Genomic DNA, 20,852 nt, shown 5'->3' with positions numbered 1-20,852 from the left:
ATGAAACGACTTTTTTTAATCTGCTTAGGCCTATTCTTTAGTGTAAGTAGCTTAGCAGCCCAAGAAGGCCGCTTTGTGCAAAAGGACAACATTTTTCCACGCGTAGAAATTGTAACGTCAATGGGTAGCATCGTGGTTGAGCTGGATCGCTCTAAAGCGCCCATCACAGTCAATAATTTTTTAACTTACGTGTCAGACAAAAGTTATCAAGGCAGCGTTTTTCACCGTATTGAGCGCGATGTAGAAAATGATCGCGACTTTGTTATTCAAGGTGGCGGTTACGATAAAGACTATGATGGCCTACATGAAAATGACCCTATTTTTAATGAAAGCGGTAACGGTTTAAAAAACGATATGTATAGCATTGCTATGGCATATCAAGATAGACAACCGCACTCAGGAACTCGCCAATTCTTTTTTAATATGGATAATAACGATCACTTAAATCCAGGGAAAGATTGGGGCTTTGCTGTATTTGGTAGCGTAATGGATGGTTACGACACGCTTGATAAAATTATGACTGTTGAAACCGGTTTTAATGAAAAAATTGGCTACGATTTCGTACCTAAGAAACCTGTTGTCATCTTAAACATTAAAGTACTTGAACAAGTCCCACTATAATTTTTTAAGAGCAGCTTAGCTGCTCTGCATCAAAGCCAATGAAGGCCCTATGAGCAAATCTCTCTCTATTAGCGAATATTTTTCTTACTTTAAAGACAAACGCTTAATCCACATTTTCATATTTGGTATGAGTAGCGGTTTTCCGTGGGTTTTAATTGGCTCTGTTATGTCTGCTTGGCTAAAAGATGAAGGGCTAAGTCGCAGTATGATAGGCCTATTTGGCATTGTATTTGGCGCTTACAGCATAAACTTTTTGTGGTCGCCACTCATTGACCGTACAAAACTTCCTATTTTATATAAATGGCTAGGCCAACGTCGCAGTTGGATACTATTTTGCCAAAGTTTTATTTTTATTGGCACCTTGCTATTAGCAGGGCTTGATTTAAAAGCTAATTTAGCAATTGTTGCTGCGATTTGTTTATTAATCGCCATTGCTTCGGCTACTCAAGACATTGCTATTGATGCCTTTAGAATAGACACCCTAAGCGAAAGCGAATCGCACAAAGCAACCGCTGCAGCCGCCATGGCAACTTCGGGTTGGTGGACAGGTTATGCACTTTTAGGCGCCATTCCATTTTACATGGCCGATATCCCCTCACTCGACTGGCCACAAATTTATTACTTTTTAGCTGCAGTAATGCTGCTGTTAATGAGTGGAGCAGTGTTTGCAAAAGAGCCCGAAACTAACCGCGAAGCAGTACATGCTGAGCTTGAGCGTGTGTACCTTGAAAAACTGTCCTCTACAAAACAAACTCCTTTAACAAAAACTGTTGCGTGGCTTGCGGTAACCGTTATTGATCCCTTTAGAGCTTTTTTTACTAAAAATGGCGTTAAAACAGCACTAGCATTACTTGCGTTTATTTTCTTATTTAAAATAGGCGAAGCGTTTTTAGGGCGCATGTCGATTGTGTTTTATAAAGAAATTGGTTTTAGTAATAGCGATATAGCTACATTTTCGAAGGTAGGTACAGCGGTACTTACAATCATATTTACCTTTGTTGGCAGTTTATTTAATCAAAAATATGGCATTGTTAAGGGTTTATTTGTAAGTGGTATTGCAATGGCTGCTTCAAACTTAGCCTTCTCGTGGATTGCTTTAGTTGGCCCTGACCTAAGGCTGTATGCCTTTGCTATTGTTATTGATGGCTTTACGCAAGCGTGGTCGTTGGTCGCTATGGTGGCCTTTATATCGATGTTATGCGATAGAGCATTTAGTGCAACGCACTATGCATTACTGGCGTCATTAGGGAATTTAGGACGAACATTGCTTTCAAGCTACAGTGGTGTAGTAATTGATGATTGGTTAATGGGAAATTGGTCGCTGTTCTTTATTTTAACAGCCTTAATGGTTTTACCCTCGTTGATATTTTTATATCTGATTAGGCATAAGTTGTATGAGCTTGAGAAGAATTACCACAAAAATATTTAATGCATCCCTGCATTAACATATTGCTTAGCACTATCAAGTGCCCCTTAAAGTGTACTAAGCAATTATTGAGTTAATCTACTTTTAGCAAGCTAAGTGCTTCATGTGGATCAACTTCTAGAGCTGTACAATAGCGAACAAACTCAATTACATCTAAGCGGCGTTCTTGATTTTCAATCTTGCCGATAAACGAATGAGGCGTTCCAAGCACTTGTGCTAGGCTTCGCATTGTATGACCCTTTTCATGGCGCTTAGTTTTAAGCCACTTTGTTAGCTTTGCATTTTCTTCAGAAGAAACTGTTTTGCCCATCATTTTACATCTCCTACTAGATGATTTGACGTACCTATTAAAGCAGTAGTTTCCATCAATAGCCGTAGGCAGGTAAGCAGTCATACTTTCAATAGCAAGCTATTGCTTAATAAAGCATGTGTTGCTACTCACTCCACCAACACAGCTAAAAACTACGCTAATAATATGGTAAAGATTTGTTTTTATTGAGAATGAAATTTTGCCCGTCTCATTCTTGGATACATTATATACTATTAACACTTTGGTTAAATAATTAATTACATACTCGGTACAAAATCAACCTGAACGAACATTTATAAACACTGAATATTTGACCTAAGTTATCAGAAAATATTAAAAAAATAATATTACCTTCATAAAACAGCTTAAAAATATTTATAACATATTTGTTCCTTTTTAATGTTACACGTTTATTATTAAGCAATAATTTGCACTAAAAAGGCCAAGTAATGTTCAGACTTCTTTTTTTATTACCTATCGTGTTGTGTTTAGGTTGGTACTTTTTTTTGCGCCACAACGGCGTACCAATTAAACAAGGTAAAAAAGGCTTTATGTATATTTTAGCGTTTTCAGCCTTTGTGCTCGGCTTTTTTGTATTGATAATGCAAATTACCGAATACGCACCAACCGATTTGTAGGCATTAAAAAAGCCGCAAAAGCGGCTTTATTCTATTTAGCGTTTAGCTGTTAAACGCTAAAGCTTGCACCACAACCACAAGTTGTTGTTGCATTTGGATTAGATACAAAAAAGCGTGCGCCTTCTAATCCTTCAGTGTAATCAACCTCACCATCAACCAAATATTGAATGCTCATTGGATCAATAACGAGTGTTACACCATTTTTTACAATTTCTAAATCGCCAGGATTCGCTTTTTCATCAAAAGTAAAACCATATTGAAAACCAGAACAACCACCGCCTGTTACATAAACACGCAGTTTTAAGTCTGGGTTTTCTTCTTCGTCGATTAACTGTTTAACACGAACAGCAGCTGCATCGCTGAACTTGATTGGTAATTCTTCAGACATTTTAAAACCCTCAATATCGCAATGGCGTGATTATCTAATACCCGAGTGTTTTAATCAAGTATAGTAAAACAACTCTTTCCTCTAAGTTATATCTATAAATTAGTAAAAAAGTGGCCAAACATTAACTAGCTAAAATAATACTTAAGCAAACTAAAAGCGACCTTTATACGCTATAAACTCATTAAATATTTTAGTTATAGGCAATAGGTCTTAATCTTCACTGCAAATTGTTAATATAAGTTACGAAAATTTCAAAATCACAAGGACTTAGCTAAACTCTTTTGCTAAAATGCTGCTGAAAAATACAGCGAGGAATTATGCATGTGGCTTGAGCAACTCAGGCGTCGGCTGGCAAAACCTAAAACATCTGTACAATTATGCTTATTAGGCGTAGTTGCCGGATTAATTGCTGCATTTTTTATTATTTTATTTCGCTTAACCATTCTGTTTTTCCAAAGCTTATTTTTAGAAACACCTGACGACTTTACTACCCTACCAACACTTGAACGTGTACTAATGCCTTTAGTTGCTGCATTACTAATAGCCACGTTTGCTGCCTTTACTGGGTTTAAACATTACCGCTTGGGTATCCCCTTTGTTATACACAGAATTAAACGTCACTACGGGCAAATGCCTTTATACAATACTGTTAATCAATTTGTTGGTGGCGCACTTGCTCTCATTAGCGGTTTTTCAGTTGGCCGAGAAGGGCCTTCCGTGCATATGGGCGCAACTGGGGCGAGTATTTTGGCAGATAAGCTGCATTTACCGCATAATGCCATGCGCACTCTAAGTGGTTGTGGAGTAGCGGCAGGTATAGCCGCGTCGTTTAATACTCCACTTGCAGCCGTTATTTTTGTAATGGAAGTGGTACTTCGTGAATATAAAGTACATATATTTGTACCTATCATGCTTGCCGCTGTTACTGGCGCACTGGCAACACAGTTTGTTTTTGGTGAAGGTTCAGAGCTTGCACTCATTACCATAGCGCCATTGAGTGGTTGGCATTACCCTTATTTAATATTATGCGGCATGGCGCTGGGTGCTATTGCATTTAGTTTTAATCAAAACTTAATGCTAATTATTAAAACATTTAAACCTTTAAGTATGTTCCCTCGTTTATTAATTGCAGGATGCATTGCCAGCTTAATAGCTTACGCAGTACCTCATGCTATGGGCTCTGGTATGAGCGCAATAACTATCGCGGTTGAATCTCCTGATGACGTAAAGCTACTCACAACTATTTTAATCGCTAAACTACTTGCTACATTGTTTGCTATCGGTTTGGGTATACCAGGTGGTTTAATTGGTCCGGTAATTGGACTTGGCGTATTAATTGGTACTCTAATGGCCTTTTTTGCTCAGTTTATTAGTCCTGGCACTGATATAGCGGGTACTTATGGCGTGTTAGGTATGGCCGGATTAATGGCCGCCACGTTGCATGCGCCACTAGCTGCTTTAACAACGGTCATGGAGCTTACATCGTCACCTGAAATAATTGTTCCAGCTATGCTTGTGATCACCACGGCCTATGTAACAGCATTACAGTTTTTTGGAAATCGCTCCATATTTTTGCAGCAACTAGATTTTCAGGGATTACCGTACCATGTATCTCCCGCTACCGAAGCATTACAAAAAGTGGGGATAATGGATGATATGGATGAAGACTTTAAATTGCTTTATTCTGACGACAAAGTGCAAATAAAAAGCACATTAGATGCCATGGATAGCCAAACTCCGTTAATTGTTTTTGACGAAGAAAATGGCTATCGTCTCGCTGAATACGATTTAACGCTAATGTCTAATGAAACAATAAATATAAATTATATTAGCTTGCAGGGCATCAGTAGTCAGGCCACCCTAGCCGATGCTTTCGATATCCTAAAAGATAAAAGAAGTGGCGCGCTTTACGTTTATAACCTTTTAGATAATCAACAAATTATGGGGCTATTACGCTGGGATCAAATTCATCATATTTTAACCATTCGTAACAGCTTACTTTAAACAATAAGGACTATTATGAGCGCATTATTGATTTATAAAACACTCCACATATTTTTTATGATTGCGTGGTTTGCCGGTATTTTTTACTTGCCTCGATTATTTGTATATCACGCTATGAGCGAGGAAAGATCATGCAACTCTATGTTAAAAGTTATGGAGCGCAGACTACTTTATTTCGTTACCCCATTTGCTGTATTAACCGCTGTATTTGGTGTATTGACCATTGTTGAATATGGTCGTGATTGGTTTAGATACAGTATGTGGTTGCACTATAAGCTAGTGCTTGTGATCATATTATATATATACCACGGCTACTGTTTTAAGTTATTAAATGACTTTAAACATGACCGCAACACTAAGACAGACCGCTTTTACCGTATTTTTAATGAGCTCCCAGTTATTGCGTTGCTCATCATAGTGGCGCTTGCGGTAATAAAACCTAATTTATAAGCTTTGCGGCGCATGTTAAACTTCGCTGCAATTTACAATACTTGCTTTAACACGCGCGATTGCGTGCTCCATTTATGGATTATCGCGCCCATTTGATTGATTAGGAATAACCCCATGTTAAGTTTCCAAGGTGAGCATATACTGTCTGTAAATCAGCTAGACAGAGACTGCATTGAACGTATTTTTGCAGTAGCAAAAAAAATGGAGCCTTATGCTAAAAAGCAAAAGCAAACTACGGTGCTAGAAGGCGCTATTTTAGCTAATTTGTTTTTTGAACCAAGCACTCGTACACGAGTTAGCTTTGGCACCGCCTTTAACTTACTTGGCGGTGGCGTACGTGAAACTACAGGTATGCAAAGTTCAGCCCTTGCTAAGGGTGAGTCTCTTTACGATACCGCCCGCGTTATTTCAGCTTATGCTGACGCTGTTGCTATGCGCCATCCTGATGCAGGCTCAGTAAGTGAATTTGCTGATGGCTGTACTGTGCCGGTTATTAATGGCGGCGACGGCCCAAATGAGCACCCTACTCAAGCATTGCTTGACTTATTAACCATTGAGCGCGAATTACATCGTTTTGGTCAAAATATTGATGGTATGCATATAGCGCTTGTGGGCGATTTAAAGTATGGCCGCACAGTGCATTCTTTATCTAAACTATTGTGCCATTATAAAAACGTAAAGTTTTCGATGGTCGCGCCTGATGGCTTACAAATGCCAACAAGCATTTTAGATGCAGTAGAAAATGCTGGCCATAAAATTGAGCTAGTAAATAAGATGGAAGGTAATTTAGCAGCCGATATTGTTTACCAAACACGTATTCAAGAAGAGCGTTTTCCATCGCAAGAAGAAGCAAATAAATACCGTGGCGGCTTTAGGATTAGCCAATCTATTTACAGCGCTCACTGTAAGCCTAACTCTGTATTAATGCATCCTCTTCCACGTGACAGTCGCTTAGAAGCCAACGAGCTTGATAACGACTTAAACAGTAACGACAATTTAGCAATATTTCGCCAGGTACAAAACGGCGTATTAATTCGTATGGCACTGTTTGCTTTAACACTCGGCGTAGAAAACAAAGTCGATAAGTATGAAGTAGACGTACCTTGGTTTAGCCGCAAACGCGACAGCTAACCCCCTTTTAAGTGACAATTTATAGGATTTTTCATGACAATTAGCCAAGACTTATTTGAACGCGCCCAAGCTTCTATTCCTGGTGGCGTAAACTCACCAGTTCGTGCTTTTAATGGTGTAGGCGGTACGCCACTATTCATTACAAAAGCAGAAGGCGCGTTTACATTTGATGCCGACGGTAATCGTTACATTGATTATGTTGGCTCTTGGGGGCCTATGATCATGGGCCATAATCACCCTGCAATTAAACAAGCTGTACACGAAGCTGTAGAAAATGGCCTTAGCTATGGCGCACCAACTGAAGCCGAAATATTAATGGCTGAAAAAGTAAAAGAGCTAGTTCCATCAATCGAAAAAGTACGCATGGTTAGCTCAGGAACTGAAGCAACAATGAGTGCAATTCGTTTAGCACGTGGCTTTACCGGTCGCGATAAAATATTAAAATTTGAAGGTTGTTACCACGGTCACGCTGACTCGTTATTAGTTAAGGCAGGCTCTGGTGCGCTAACAATGGGTGTGCCTAATTCTCCAGGTATTCCTGAAGACTTTGCTAAGCATACACTTACAGTTTCGTTTAATAACCTAGATGAAGTAAAAGCTATTTTTGCAAAATACGCAGACGAAATTGCCTGTATTATTGTAGAGCCAGTAGCCGGTAACATGAACTGTATTCCACCAGTGCCCGGCTTTTTAGAAGGTTTGCGTGATGTGTGTGACGAATATAAATCAGTACTTATTTTTGATGAAGTAATGACAGGCTTTCGTGTTGCACTTGGCGGTGCACAAGCTTATTACAACATTAAACCAGATCTTACGTGTTTAGGTAAAGTAATTGGCGGCGGCATGCCAGTTGGCGCGTTTGGTGGTAAAACTGAAATAATGGATTACATTGCGCCTGTAGGACCAGTTTACCAAGCAGGTACTCTTTCTGGTAACCCTATTGCAATGGCTGCAGGTTTAAAATCACTTGAGCTATTAAGTGAGCCTAGCCTTCACGATAAGTTAGAAGCTATTTCAAAAGCAATTTGTGAAGGCTTTGAAGCTGGTGCTAAAAAAGCCGGTGTTGCGCTAACAACTAACTATGCGGGCGGCATGTATGGATTCTTTTTTACTGATGCTGAAAAAGTAACAACCTACAAGCAAGCAACTGAGTGTGACCTAGAGCGCTTCAAACGTTTTTTCCACCTTATGCTTGAAGAAGGCGTTTACCTTGCCCCATCAGCATTTGAGGCTGGTTTTGTATGTGCTGCGCATACTGAGCAAGAAGTAAAAAACACAATAGCGGCAGCGGAACGCTCGTTTGCTAAACTTTAAGCTAAAAATTACTATTTATACATTTGTAACCACTTGTTTTTAAATATGTAATTAAGACTAAAGATTGAAAAAAGCCCGAAAGGGCTTTTTTTATTTGTAATGTACTATAAATGAATGATAATTAAGCGTAACAAGGTCTATTCACCTTTACCCTAATACAAAAAATACAAGAGAGCCTTATGTCAGGATTACGCCAATTTTCTTTTCCCGCTATCCAGCTAATGGCAAACTTAAAATACAAAACTAAAATCAGCTTAATGTTTGGAATTTTACTCGTTCCTCTAGCACTTAGTTTGTTTTTTTTAGTCTCGTTATTAAGTGAAAGTATTGCTGTTTCAAAAATGCAGCAACAAGGCTTAAAAGGCTACAGATCTATACTTTCAAATCAAATGCAGGGAGATACGAATCAAAATATAAAAATAGCTCGCTCACTCGGCTTTGACATAAAAGACACTCAAGCAAATGAAGTACTTGAACTTGTTTCTATTCAATCAAATCTAGCCTTAGACAGTCAATTAGCAAGCGCTTATGTAAACCGCTCTTTAGTCACGCCAATTCCTGCACTTATAATGCAAATAAACTCAACAGCGCAAAGCGCTAATACTGTTTTAGCTAGTAATCGTTTTACGCCCGATACGTTTATAGCACTTTCAAATTTTAGTAAGTCACTTCCTTTATACGAAAAACAACTCGATAAAATACTCAATGTAGCCACCAATGCAGATAAAGCAGTAAACAAAGCGCTCATGCCTCCTTTAACTAATTTACACAGTGCTGTGGGAGCATTTAAAAAAGCGATAGATGAAAAACTACTTGAGCCAGACGATATTCTATTAACTCAAGCAGAGTTCACTAAGCTAACAAACAACGTTCATAGTAGTATTAATCAACTTGTTAGTAAGAGCATTCCAACACTTGAGAGCCTTATAGAGGCAAAACTGCAAACTCAACAGTGGACACGAAATCTTGTTTTAGCTGCTTCATTGATCAGTTTGCTATTTGCATTTTATTTGATGATTGGTTTTTATTTTGCAGTTGTTGATACCATTAATCGCTTTGCTGATGCCGCGAATAGAGCCGCGAATGGCGACTTAAATGCCACTATCGATTCGAGCACTAATGATGAAATGGGAATTATTGCATCGCGCTACAATGCATTACTTAATGCATTTTCACATTTATTATTTGATGTTAAAGCAAGTACAGAAGAGCTATGCGATGCAACTAAATCGCTATCACATGCGAGTAGCGAAACAAGCAATGATGTTTCAAAACAGCAAATTCGAGTCAATGCTATTTATAATGCACTAAGCGATATGGCTCAAAACGCACTTGCAGTTGAAGAGTCTGCGCATCAAGCTACGCTTACCGCGCAAGATGCTGCAGCTCATGTGAAACAAGGTTCAGATAATACAATGGAGCTTGCTAAATATATGCAAGACCTCCAAATTGAATTTGCAGAGAGCCAACAAGCGCTCGATAAACTAGCACAAGATAGCCAAGAAATTAGCAAAGTAAGTAAAGGGATTAGTGAAATAGCCGATCAAACAAACTTGCTTGCACTTAATGCCGCTATTGAAGCCGCGCGAGCCGGCGAGCATGGCCGTGGATTTGCCGTTGTAGCTGATGAGGTAAGAACACTTGCTCAGCGTACACAAACACAAACCCAAGAAATACATCAAATTATTAGCTCTTTACAGCAAGCATCTGACGACACTCAGCAAAAAATGCGCTCAAGTGTTGAAAAAATGGAGCAATCAGTAAAAGCAGCCAATCAAACCAATGAAGTATTGCAAAGTGCAGAGCAAAGTATGGGCGATATTAAACATCAAGGTGAAGTAATTGCAGAGCGTGTTAAACAGCAATCAAATGCAACAACACAAGCATTAAATGATTCGCAAGAAGTGAGTAATTTAGCAGATCAAACGCTGACATCGGCTCAATCAACGCTACAAGATGCACAGCAATTAAGTCGCTTATCTAATGATTTAACCAAATCAATGCAGTTTTTTAAATCTTAAGCGTTAACTACAACTTACAACAAAGCCGCTAAATAAGCGGCTTTGTTGTTTAAAGTAATCTTAAATTAACGAATACATTGTGGTCTTGGCTCGAACTCACTCGCTCTAAGCGGTAGCTGAATCACCTTGCCACATCCTGGTGGTGCCTGCTTACCCGTTTGTTCATTTACAAATGCCCAACGAATTGATGGTGGACGAGTATCAGCTATTGCTTGTGGGTTAAGCGGCTTTAAGTAACGAATATACGCTTCTAATGCGCCTACGCTACCTGTTAAACCAGTGCTTTTGTTATCATCTCGACCAAGCCACGCAACAGTCACTGTATTTTGATCAAAGCCTGCAAACCAACTATCACGTAAATCGTTACTGGTCCCTGTTTTACCAGCGAGCTGGATTGACGGAAAGTGTAAATTTAAGCGTTTAGCAGTGCCATCTTTCGTTACGCGTTTCATCGCGTATTTGGTCATGTACATTGCAGATTTATCAAAACGAGGCTCTGCATTTACTTTATGCTTATAAAGTACTTTACCAACCGAGTCAGTTAATGCCGAAATTGCAGTGAGCTTTTTATATTCGCCATCTGCAGCAATTGTTGTATAAAGCTGAGCCACTTCAAAACTCGACATTTCAACAGCCCCTAGAAGCAGCGATGGGTATTCGTCTATCGCTCCTGTTGCGCCTAAACCTTTCAATGTATTTACTACTTTATCAACACCTACATCGAGGCCTAAATTAACCGCTGGGATATTTATACTGTTACTAAATGCTTTATAAAGAGGGATTGCACCACGGTATTGGTGGTCAAAATTTTCTGGTTGCCATACTTTACCTTGCTCATTTGTGACCTGTACTGGCGAGTCATCAAGCAAAGTAGCTAAATTATAATGTGGCAATTGCAGTGCGGTTAAATACACGGCAGGTTTTACAAGCGAGCCTATATTACGTTTTGTGTCTAAAACACGGTTAAATCCTGAATAGCGAACATCGCGACCAGCAATAAGTGCAGAAACACCGCCTTTTTCTACATTAACAGAGATCATGGCTGCTTCTAGTTTTTCAGTTCTAGGGCGATTTTCCAAGTACGGTAAACTCTTTTCAATCGACTCTTCCATTGCTGTTTGCTTTTGCAAGTCAAAATAAGTAAATACTCTTACGCCTGCATCAAGTGTTTGCTGATCAGGTAATAATTCATTTAACTCTCTGTTTACTAGCTCTAAATAGCCTGGGTATGATTTTTGTAAACTGGCTTTCATTGGCGCAATATCAATTGGGCGATTAAGCGATGCACGGTACTCTTTTGTGCTAAGTAACTTATTTTCGACCATTAGACGTAGCACTAAGTCCCTGCGCTCCATTGTGCGCTCTTTATAACGACGTGGGTTGTAATAAGACGGGCCTTTAACCATTGCCACCAGCAGAGCAATTTGATCGTACTCAAGCTCGTCTACAGGCTTTGAAAAGTAAAAGTCAGAAGCAAGCCCCATACCATGGATACCTTGGTTGTATGACTGCCCTAGGTATACCTCATTTAAGTAAGCTTCTAATATCTGATCTTTTGAATAGCGATAATCTAAAATAAGGGCAATAAAGGCCTCATTTATTTTTCGTACTAAAGAACGCTCACGCGTGAGGTATATATTTTTAGCTAATTGCTGAGTAAGCGTACTGCCACCTTGAACGGTGCGTCCCGCTTTAATATTTGAATAAAGCGCACGTAAAATAGAAAACACCGACACACCATGGTGATCATAAAAATCACGGTCTTCAACTACCAGTAGCGTATCTTTAAGCATGGCTGGGAACTTATCTAGCGGTACAAATTCTCTATCTTGTTTAGAGTCGTTGCCAATTCGCGCTATTTGCACAGGTTCTAGGCGAGCAGAGTTTAAACGTCTGCCGAACTTATCTTTAATGGTCGCAACTTTTTGCCCTGCAAAACGAAGTTCAATAATATGTGATTCTTCAAGGCCATCATAAAATTCAAAATCACGGCGATAAATCTTGATGCTATCTGCTGTTTTAACAAACTGCCCTGTTCTGCTTAATCTATTAACAGATGAATAATGTAAACGCTCTAATTCAAACACAACTTCTTGGCTTGATAAAAATTGCCCCGGATAAAACTCCATGGAACGAGCATACACTTGCGCTGGAAGTTGCCATTTATTACCTTCAAATATACGTGTAGTTTTTGAATCTAAATAAATGAAATACATTGCCATTGCAATAAAAACAGCCAAGCTGAATTTCCAAAACACTGACCATGTTTTTCTCATAAAAGAGCGTTTTACAGTGGGCTTCACTGTTTTTTTACTGCCCTTTGATGTGCTTTTTTTTGTCGTGCTTGACGATTTACTAGCACGTTTAGCTGCAGGCTTGCTGGTAGGTGTTTTTTTATTGTCGGCCATTTAAGTGTAATTTGTTCCAAGGGTTATTCACGAGTGTGAGCTTAGCATATTGGGCATATCCTAACATCCGAAAAGTTAACCCCCCCTGAAACAAAAAAAGCCCTACCGAAGTAGGGCTTTGTGTAAACACACTATTATTTAAATAAACTATTAGCTATTTCGAACAGAAACAAACTCTGGGTAGGCTTCAATACCACAATCGTGTTGATCCATACCGTTTAGTTCTTCCTCTTCAGTTACTCGTATACCCATTGTTTTGTTAAGCACAGTCCAAACAATAAATGATGCTACAAATACAAAGGCAAGAATACAAAGTAGGCCAATTAACTGATTAACAAAGCTTGCATCACCATTGGTTAGCGGTACTAACATAATACCTAATGCACCACACACACCGTGTACAGAGATAGCACCTACTGGATCGTCAATCTTAACTTTATCAAGTGCTATAATGCTAAACACAACTAATGAGCCACCAAGTAAACCTAGTAAACATGCCATTAATGGAGAAGGTGAAAGTGGGTCAGCAGTAATTACAACTAAACCTGCTAATGCACCGTTTAATACCATGGTTAAATCTGATTTGCCCCAAAGTATCTTACATACAAACAGTGCAGCAATAGCACCCATTGCAGCAGCTGCATTAGTATTAAGTAATATTTGACCTACCGCTGTTGCGTTTTCTTTATCCGAAAGTAGTAATTGAGAACCACCGTTAAAGCCAAACCAACCCATCCATAAAATAAATGTACCTAGTGTAGCAAGTGGTAAGTTTGAACCTGGAATTGGGTATATTTCACCGTTTTTACCATATTTTCCTTTACGAGCACCTAGGATTAACACACCCGCTAGTGCAGCAGCTGCACCTGCGCCATGTACAATTGCAGAACCTGCAAAATCTACAAAGCCCATTTCAGATAAGAAACCACCACCCCATGTCCAGTAACCTTCAATAGGGTAAATAAAACCAGTTAGTACTACAGCAAAGCCAAGGAAAGCCCATAGCTTCATACGCTCAGCAACTGCACCCGATACAATCGACATAGCCGTTGCAACAAATACTACTTGGAAGAAAAAATCAGATTCTAAAGAATGGTCAGCATCAGCAGCTTGTGTGCCAATTAAAGCGCCTATTGAAGGAATAAAACCACCTTCGGCATTGTCTACATACATAATGTTGTAGCCAACTAATAAAAACATCGTACATGCAATTGAATACAGCGCGACATTTTTAGTTAAAATTTCAGCTGTGTTTTTAGAACGAACTAAGCCCGCTTCTAACATGGCAAAACCTGCTGCCATCCACATTACTAATATACCTGATATTAAAAAATAGAAGGTATCGAGTGAAAACTTTAGTTCTATTATTGTATTTTCCATGAGACCCCCTTAAATTGCTTCTTCGTCAAGTTCGCCAGTACGGATACGAACAATTTGATCTAAGTCGTACACGAAAATTTTCCCGTCACCGATTTTACCTGTTGATGCAATTTTAGTAATTGCTTCAACAACGCGTTGACAATTTTCAGTACGAGTTGCAATTTCAAGTTTGATCTTAGGAATAAAATCTACTTGGTATTCTGCACCACGATATAACTCAGTATGACCTCGTTGACGTCCAAAACCTTTAACATCAACTACTGTCATCCCCTCAATTCCTAAATCAGCGAGTGCTTCACGCACGTCGTCTAATTTAAATGGTTTTATGATTGCACTAATCATTTTCATAGCGGCCCCCTCGGACTCTTTATTGTTATCCTGTTGGGTTAAACAATCCAACCTTTGTGCCACTATTTTTATATTTTTTAAAACAATAAGTTAGTGAAAAACAGAAACTAAATAACAAAAAAAACGCACCAATTAGGTGCGTTAATTTAACAAGTTATCTACATTGGTGCGTGCAATATATTAATTGCATGCTTAGCTTTATATAACAGAGCTATACCACGCAGTTTCTACCTTGGTTTTTAGCTTCGTATAATGCTTTGTCAGCAACACGCATTGCCTGCGTCAAGCTAGTGTCTTGAAAGTCTGCCAAGCCTATACTTGTAGTAATTTTAATTGATTTATCGCTGATAGAAAAATCGTAACTAGCCAGCTTTTTTCTAAATGCTTCAAGGTATTCACGACCACGTTCAAGCTCTATCTCAGGTAATATTATGGCAAACTCTTCTCCACCAACCCGTGCAACTGTAAACTTTGAAAACGTAGTACGGATTAATGAACCAACCTGCTTTAAAGCCTGATCGCCACCCTCATGGCCTAATGTATCGTTAATATTTTTGAAAAAATCGATATCTAACAATGCGAGAGTATTTTTCTGGTTTTTACTTTTAAGGAGCTTTTCTGCATATTGATAAAAATAGCGTCGATTATGAAGCCCTGTTAAATGATCCCTATGCGCGCTTTCTTTAATATCTGAAATTAACGATAGTTGCTCCATTGTTTGAAGTACTCGACAATGAAACTCCTCATTCATAAATGGCTTTGTTAAAAAGTCATTGGCGCCATATTTAATAAATCGCGCTGATAGGCCATGTTTCCCCGCGCCCGACAAGCCAATAATTGCTAAGTCGTCTCGGCCTCTAAAGTTACGTACCGCTTTTACAAGTTCAAAGCCATCCATAGAAGGCATAGCGTAGTCGGTCATAAGTAGCTTTATATCAGGATTAGCTTTTAATATTTCGAGTGCTTGTTGTCCATCGTGGGCATCTGTCACATCAAACAATTGCTTTTCAAGCATTTGCTTCATTAACGAGCGGCTCAGTAATGAATCATCTGCTACTAATGCTTTACAACCTTGGTTTCTTAGCAATTGCGCAACGAGTTTAACGGCGTAATGGTAAGAGTCGCGATTATCTTTAATAACATAATCAACTACACCTAATTCAAGCATTTGTTGGCGCTTGTACTCATCTATTTTTGAGGTTAAAACAACCGTAGGAATCTTTTTAGATAAAGTATATTTTGCGACTTCACCGTGAGGAGCATCTGGCAAGGTTAAATCAACTAACGCAAGCGTGTAGTCGTATTTTTCTACGTAAGTGGCACATTCAGCTAAAGACCAAGCAAAATCGATTGCCACATCAAGGTATTGTGCAGTTAAGTGGCGAAGTACCTGCTGCACTACTTTACTGTCTTCAACCACTAATACTCTTTGCATAAAGCTTCTCTTTACCTTTAATTAGTTTTACCACAAAACGACAAATACCACGCAATTACTGCAATAGCATTAGTCATAAACATCCGGTGTAGAGTGCACTTATGTGCTTGAAAGCGTAATCCGTTAGATTTTTTTGGTGATAGCCTGTATAAAAAATCAATACAAGTAGGCCGCAATATACCTGAATTTTGCAATTAACTAAATAAAGAAAGTAAATCCAAAATAACTATAAAAGCGATTAATACGCGTCTTTCAATATATTAATACCTTACTTAACCAGTATTATCGGCCACTAGTCTCAATACTTTTGTTATTTAACTCATTTTTATCTTTAATGATGTATCAACAATAATAAGGACACCTAATGAAGCTTAGTCGTATTATCAGTTTACCGATAACCGTTATTGCATTAATAATTAGTACAAGCACGCTTGCCGATAACCAACGTCGTATTGATGTAGACAGCAAAGTAGTTACCCAACATAAGGCTAAAATTAATGGCCAGCGTTTTAGTTATACCGTAGCTACAGGCACACAACCTGTATGGGATGATAAAGGTGACGCGGTTGCTACACTACAATACACCTACTACACACGCGACAAAGTTGACGACAGAACAACTCGCCCATTACTTATTTCATTTAATGGCGGGCCGGGTTCGGCTTCTGTATGGATGCATCTTGCTTATACTGGCCCTCGCGTATTAAAAATTGATGACGAAGGCTATCCAATTCAACCTTATGGCGTAAAAGACAATCCATATTCTGTACTTGATATTGCCGATATTGTTTACGTAAACCCGGTAAATACTGGCTACTCACGCGTACTTGAAAACGAAAAAGGCGAACTGCCTTCTAAAGCAAAACAAAAAGAGCTATTTTTTGGTGTTAATGCCGATATTAAATACCTTGCTGAGTGGTTAAATACTTTTGTAAATAGAGCCCAGCGCTGGCGCTCGCCTAAATTTTTAATTGGTGAAAGCTACGGTACAACACGTGTGTCTGGACTCGCTCATGAGCTTCAAAACAGTCAGTGGATGTACATAAACGGTGTTGTTCTCGTATCACCTACCGATATTGGTATTAAGCGCGACGGTCCGATTAAAGCCGCTAACCGCCTACCTTACTTTGCAGCGACTGCTTGGTATCACAAAGCACTTAACGCCGATTTACAAGTTAAAGATCTTGATGAGTTATTACCTGAAGTTGAAGAATTTACTGTAAACGAGTTAATCCCTGCGCTTGCTAAGGGTGGCTTTATTAATGCTGATGAAAAGCGACGCATAATTACAAAAATGGCGCACTACGCTGGCTTATCAGAAAAATTTGTTGAGCAAAATAACTTAGATATTCCAACTCAGTTTTTCTGGAAAGAGCTACTACGTGAACGTGGTCAAACTGTGGGTCGCTTAGATTCTCGTTATTTAGGAATAGATAAACGCGACGCAGGTGAGTCCCCAGACTACTGGGCTGAACTTACCTCTTGGTTACACTCTTTCACTCCTGCAATTAATCACTACTTACGTGAAGAGTTAAACTATAAAACTGATGTAAAATATAACTTATTTGGTAATGTCCATCCATGGGATAGAACCGGTAATAATACAGGCGAAAATCTACGTTTAGCAATGGCGCAAAACCCTTACTTAAACGTGATGATCCAATCAGGATACTTTGATGGCGCAACCAATTACTTTGACGCTAAATATACGTTATGGCAATTAGACCCAAGCGGTAAAATGAAAGACCGTTTGAGCTTTAAAGGCTACAGAAGCGGACACATGATGTACCTTCGCCACGCTGATTTAGAAAGCTCTAATAACGATTTACGTGACTTTATACAGCACGCTTTACCCAAAAAAGGGCAAGCGGCTAAATACTAATATACCTAAAACAAAAAATGGCTCTTTAAGAGCCATTTTTTATGTGCGTTTTTCATATCGTAAACAATAGCTTTTAAGTTGTGTGACTACATCGTTAAAGCGCTCTTCCAGCTGCTGTATATATTCATTTTTGACTGTTTCGTTTTCTGCCTGTGTTTCTATCTGCTGGCATATATTTGCCAACTCAATAGCCCCCACAGACTTTGAAGACGACTTTAATGCATGAGCCTGAAAAGCCAAATCAACATAATTTTTACTCTTAGCATACGCATTAGCTAATTTAATTTGCTCCCCTGCCGTTTGTAAAAACGCATTAAACACCATACAGTGCACAGTAGGATCATCACCAAGCATTGCTTTTAATAATGTGATATCTAGTTGATCAAAACTATCTGAAGCTATATTTTCACCATCTGATTTTTCTGAACGTGTATTGACCATAGTTTGAGAATGCTCCATCAATAACGACTTTAATTTAACAAGCTCAATGGGCTTTGTTAAAAAGCCATTCATTCCACAAGCATAACAATTATCTATGTTGTTTTTGGTAATGTTGGCCGTAATTGCAATTATAATCAGTTCATCAAAATGAGTGTTTTCGCGTATTTTTTTGGCTAACCCTAACCCATCGAGTAAGGGCATTTGAATGTCGGTTAGTAAAATATCAAAGCGTTTATTTTGTATGGCCTCCCAAGCTTGCTCACCGTTACTTACAAAAGTAGAGCACACTCCAAGCATAGTTAATTGCTGTTTTAACACTTGCTGATTTGTAACTTGATCTTCTGCCACTAAAACCTCAAGCGTAGGAAGCGTTACCGCATTTAAGCTTTGCTGTGTTATTTGAGGGGCTTGCACTTGTGCTGGCAAGTCAGTTTGATCAAAACTGTAAAAGTTTAGCGTAAAACAAGAACCTTTGTGCTGCTCGCTTTGTGCGCTCAAAGACCCTTGCATACGCTCTACCAGCTGCTTAGTTATCACTAAACCAATACCGGTTCCATTTACTTTACTGGTTTCAGCGCCTAAGCGGTCAAAAGGTTTAAATAGGCGAGAAATGTCATCTGGAGAAAATCCACATCCGGTATCTATTACATCTATTTCGCATTGTTTATTACTTAACACCCGACAATTAATATTAATGCTGCCATTTGGTTTGTTGTATTTAATCGCATTTGAAAGCAAGTTAAGCATCACTTGTTTAAAGCGGCGCTGATCAATATAAATACTCAACCCTTCTAAGGACTCAAAACCGTGAGTTTGCAGTGTTATTGATTGCCCTTTAATAAGCTCAGTGACAAGCTCTACTGACTCTTCTAATATGCTTTTAATAGGCACATAAGAAAAACTAAACTGCATATTACCTGACTCAATAGCCGTTAAATCAAGCACATCGTCTATGAGTAATAGTAAATGCTCTCCAGCTTGATAAATGCTTTTCGCGTTTTCTTTTTGTACTTTATTAGCACTCTCATCATATCCATACAGCTGGGCTAAGCCTAAAATTGCATTTAATGGAGTTCTTAATTCGTGGCTCATACTAGCCATAAAATCTGACTTTGCTTTACTTGCAGACTCAGCTTGAATTCGTAATGCATTTAATTTTTGATGGTTATTCGCAACCTCATCAACCATATTATTAAATGCATTTATTACACTGCCCACTTCATTTTGTTGTTGTTTATCTATATGGCAATCAAAGTCGCCTTTGGCTAAACGTGAAAACCCAAGTTTTAGCGTCCTCAAAGGCGATGTAACCCTGTAATCCACCAGCCAAGCTAAACCTATAAAAACGATAACTAAAATAATAAATTGTATATATATTAAGGTGTAATGAAGTTTTGAAGATTCGTTAATTTCATTCGTAAAATTAACAACCAAGCTAATATTAGCCAGCGGTTTGTCTAAAAATACCACCTGTTGAGATAACAGCATGTCGCCGTTTTCATTTGCTCCAACCCAATTATCAAGCGGATACAATTGGTTTTTTGAATCAACATCAACAATTTTAATACTTTTCCAATTAGGGCGAGTTTGAAGTTGACTGTCTATCTCTTCATATAGCTCTGCATATTGCCTAGTTAATAACGGAGTCGTTATAGAAGTCGATAACTGCGCTAAAGAACGCTGAGCAGCCTTTGAAAGGCCATCGTTTACCCAACGCGCTTGTTCCGGTAAGGCGTAAAACATAAAAAGACAGGCCATAAGCAAGCCACAAAGCAATACCACAATAAAGCTTTGCGCCCTTAGGCTACGAAACCCTCTAATTTTCAACATAAAAAGAGCGTAAGCCCCACTGAGTTAACTGCTGATACTCAGCTAAAGTTGCAATACTAGGTTTAATAATTGGGATACCTGCAAGTAAATGTTTATGCTCTGCGCTTTGCCCTATATCTAAAATAGCTTGTTGCACTTTTAACTGTATTGCAGCATCAACCCTTGGGTGGGCGACAATTGGGTGGCGACTAATTTCACGCGTTTTATAAAGAATTTTGAGTTTGTTTTGTAAGCTTTCTGGTTGTTGTTTAAATGTGCCCATTACACCACCGCCCGCCATTGTTGAGTGCAGTGCAACATTTAAATACACCGATGGATGAGTTTGGACATATACAGGCTTTATTGTTAGCCCGTATAACAATGCTAAATCAGCTCTCATTAATAATGACGCACCTAATGCGTTAGGTGCAGGGAATGCTATTTCAGCGCCCTCTAGTTGGCTTAAATTATCAATATCACTGTCTTTGTTTACGAGTAAAATACCTTGCAGCTTTCGCCCTGCATCTTTTATTAGTGGTAAATATCCCTGTTTTTCGTATGCTACAACACTATGCCATGGGTTCATGTATGCAAAGTCGTACTCGCCATTAGCAAAGGCTTTTTCAAATACAGGAATAGACTCAACTGTAATTAGCTTTATTGTTACTCCTGTTTGCTTACTTACTTGCTTTAACAAAGGTTGCCAAATAGTATTTAGCTTTTGCGGCTCGTATTGCGGCACTACACCAAAGGTATATTCTTGAGCTAATAAGAATGAGCTGTGTATCAAACATAATATAGCCACTAAATACTTCATCAATTCTCCAAATAATAGCGTGTCATTAT

The 20,852-nt window shown here is 38.8% G+C and carries 17 protein-coding genes; 9 read left to right on the top strand and 8 right to left on the bottom strand.

The window, feature by feature from the left end:
* Positions 1 to 621 (top strand): peptidylprolyl isomerase, encoded by a 621-nt coding sequence (locus tag H5087_RS00575; protein WP_002958906.1) that lies wholly within the window; start codon positions 1 to 3, stop codon positions 619 to 621.
* A gap of 49 nt (positions 622 to 670) precedes the next feature.
* Positions 671 to 2,050: an AmpG family muropeptide MFS transporter gene (locus tag H5087_RS00570; protein ID WP_182670819.1), complete on the top strand. Its 1,380-nt coding sequence runs from the start codon at positions 671 to 673 to the stop codon at positions 2,048 to 2,050.
* Positions 2,051 to 2,120: 70 nt separating this feature from the next.
* Here the strand turns inward: H5087_RS00570 and H5087_RS00565 are convergent, their stop codons facing one another.
* Positions 2,121 to 2,360, bottom strand: coding sequence for a helix-turn-helix domain-containing protein (locus tag H5087_RS00565; RefSeq protein WP_002958908.1), 240 nt, complete (start codon positions 2,358 to 2,360; stop codon positions 2,121 to 2,123).
* Between the two features lie 446 nt (positions 2,361 to 2,806).
* Between H5087_RS00565 and H5087_RS00560 the strand changes: the two genes are divergently transcribed.
* Positions 2,807 to 2,995 (top strand): hypothetical protein, encoded by a 189-nt coding sequence (locus H5087_RS00560; RefSeq protein WP_024596569.1) that lies wholly within the window; start codon positions 2,807 to 2,809, stop codon positions 2,993 to 2,995.
* A gap of 49 nt (positions 2,996 to 3,044) precedes the next feature.
* On the opposite strand, the gene erpA is transcribed toward H5087_RS00560, so the two are convergent.
* A complete protein-coding gene (gene erpA, locus H5087_RS00555; protein WP_002958911.1) occupies positions 3,045 to 3,383 on the bottom strand; it encodes an iron-sulfur cluster insertion protein ErpA in 339 nt (112 codons plus the stop codon).
* A 321-nt stretch (positions 3,384 to 3,704) separates the two neighbouring features.
* On the opposite strand from erpA, the gene H5087_RS00550 reads away from it, so the two are divergent.
* From H5087_RS00550 to H5087_RS00530, 5 genes are all read left to right on the top strand, one after another.
* On the top strand, positions 3,705 to 5,387 hold the full coding sequence (locus H5087_RS00550; RefSeq protein WP_002958912.1) for a chloride channel protein: 1,683 nt from the start codon (positions 3,705 to 3,707) through the stop codon (positions 5,385 to 5,387).
* 15 nt (positions 5,388 to 5,402) lie between these two features.
* The gene (locus tag H5087_RS00545) at positions 5,403 to 5,837 is read left to right on the top strand and encodes a CopD family protein (protein ID WP_002958913.1); all 435 of its coding nucleotides are present in this window, start codon (positions 5,403 to 5,405) and stop codon (positions 5,835 to 5,837) included.
* 114 nt (positions 5,838 to 5,951) lie between these two features.
* Positions 5,952 to 6,968, top strand: coding sequence for an aspartate carbamoyltransferase (locus H5087_RS00540; RefSeq protein WP_002958914.1), 1,017 nt, complete (start codon positions 5,952 to 5,954; stop codon positions 6,966 to 6,968).
* 33 nt (positions 6,969 to 7,001) lie between these two features.
* Positions 7,002 to 8,282, top strand: coding sequence for a glutamate-1-semialdehyde 2,1-aminomutase (hemL, locus tag H5087_RS00535; RefSeq protein WP_182670818.1), 1,281 nt, complete (start codon positions 7,002 to 7,004; stop codon positions 8,280 to 8,282).
* 179 nt (positions 8,283 to 8,461) lie between these two features.
* A complete protein-coding gene (locus H5087_RS00530; protein WP_182670817.1) occupies positions 8,462 to 10,303 on the top strand; it encodes a methyl-accepting chemotaxis protein in 1,842 nt (613 codons plus the stop codon).
* 65 nt (positions 10,304 to 10,368) lie between these two features.
* Here the strand turns inward: H5087_RS00530 and mrcB are convergent, their stop codons facing one another.
* The 4 genes from mrcB to H5087_RS00510 all read right to left on the bottom strand — a co-directional run bounded on the left by mrcB (position 10,369) and on the right by H5087_RS00510 (position 15,874).
* Positions 10,369 to 12,711, bottom strand: a complete 2,343-nt coding sequence (gene mrcB / locus H5087_RS00525; RefSeq protein WP_039486782.1) for a penicillin-binding protein 1B — start codon at positions 12,709 to 12,711, stop codon at positions 10,369 to 10,371.
* Between the two features lie 150 nt (positions 12,712 to 12,861).
* The gene (locus H5087_RS00520) at positions 12,862 to 14,091 is read right to left on the bottom strand and encodes an ammonium transporter (RefSeq protein WP_182670816.1); all 1,230 of its coding nucleotides are present in this window, start codon (positions 14,089 to 14,091) and stop codon (positions 12,862 to 12,864) included.
* Between the two features lie 9 nt (positions 14,092 to 14,100).
* Entirely contained in the window at positions 14,101 to 14,439 is a 339-nt protein-coding gene (locus H5087_RS00515) for a P-II family nitrogen regulator (protein WP_004587162.1), read from the bottom strand.
* A gap of 211 nt (positions 14,440 to 14,650) precedes the next feature.
* Positions 14,651 to 15,874, bottom strand: coding sequence for a diguanylate cyclase domain-containing protein (locus H5087_RS00510; protein ID WP_182670815.1), 1,224 nt, complete (start codon positions 15,872 to 15,874; stop codon positions 14,651 to 14,653).
* Positions 15,875 to 16,238: 364 nt separating this feature from the next.
* Between H5087_RS00510 and H5087_RS00505 the strand changes: the two genes are divergently transcribed.
* Positions 16,239 to 17,756: a S10 family peptidase gene (locus tag H5087_RS00505; protein WP_182670814.1), complete on the top strand. Its 1,518-nt coding sequence runs from the start codon at positions 16,239 to 16,241 to the stop codon at positions 17,754 to 17,756.
* Between the two features lie 39 nt (positions 17,757 to 17,795).
* On the opposite strand, the gene H5087_RS00500 is transcribed toward H5087_RS00505, so the two are convergent.
* Positions 17,796 to 20,027, bottom strand: a complete 2,232-nt coding sequence (locus H5087_RS00500) for an ATP-binding protein (protein ID WP_182670813.1) — start codon at positions 20,025 to 20,027, stop codon at positions 17,796 to 17,798.
* Positions 20,014 to 20,823: a phosphate/phosphite/phosphonate ABC transporter substrate-binding protein gene (locus tag H5087_RS00495; RefSeq protein ID WP_182670812.1), complete on the bottom strand. Its 810-nt coding sequence runs from the start codon at positions 20,821 to 20,823 to the stop codon at positions 20,014 to 20,016. Before H5087_RS00495 ends, H5087_RS00500 begins: the two co-directional genes overlap by 14 nt.
* Between the last annotated feature and the right edge of the window lie 29 nt (positions 20,824 to 20,852).

It is taken from the genome of Pseudoalteromonas sp. SR43-7 (genome assembly GCF_014163785.1).
GTDB classification, from domain to species: domain Bacteria; phylum Pseudomonadota; class Gammaproteobacteria; order Enterobacterales; family Alteromonadaceae; genus Pseudoalteromonas; species Pseudoalteromonas distincta.
The sequence above is the reverse complement of the archived record's forward strand: the minus strand, read 5'-3'. Positions and strand labels throughout refer to the sequence as shown.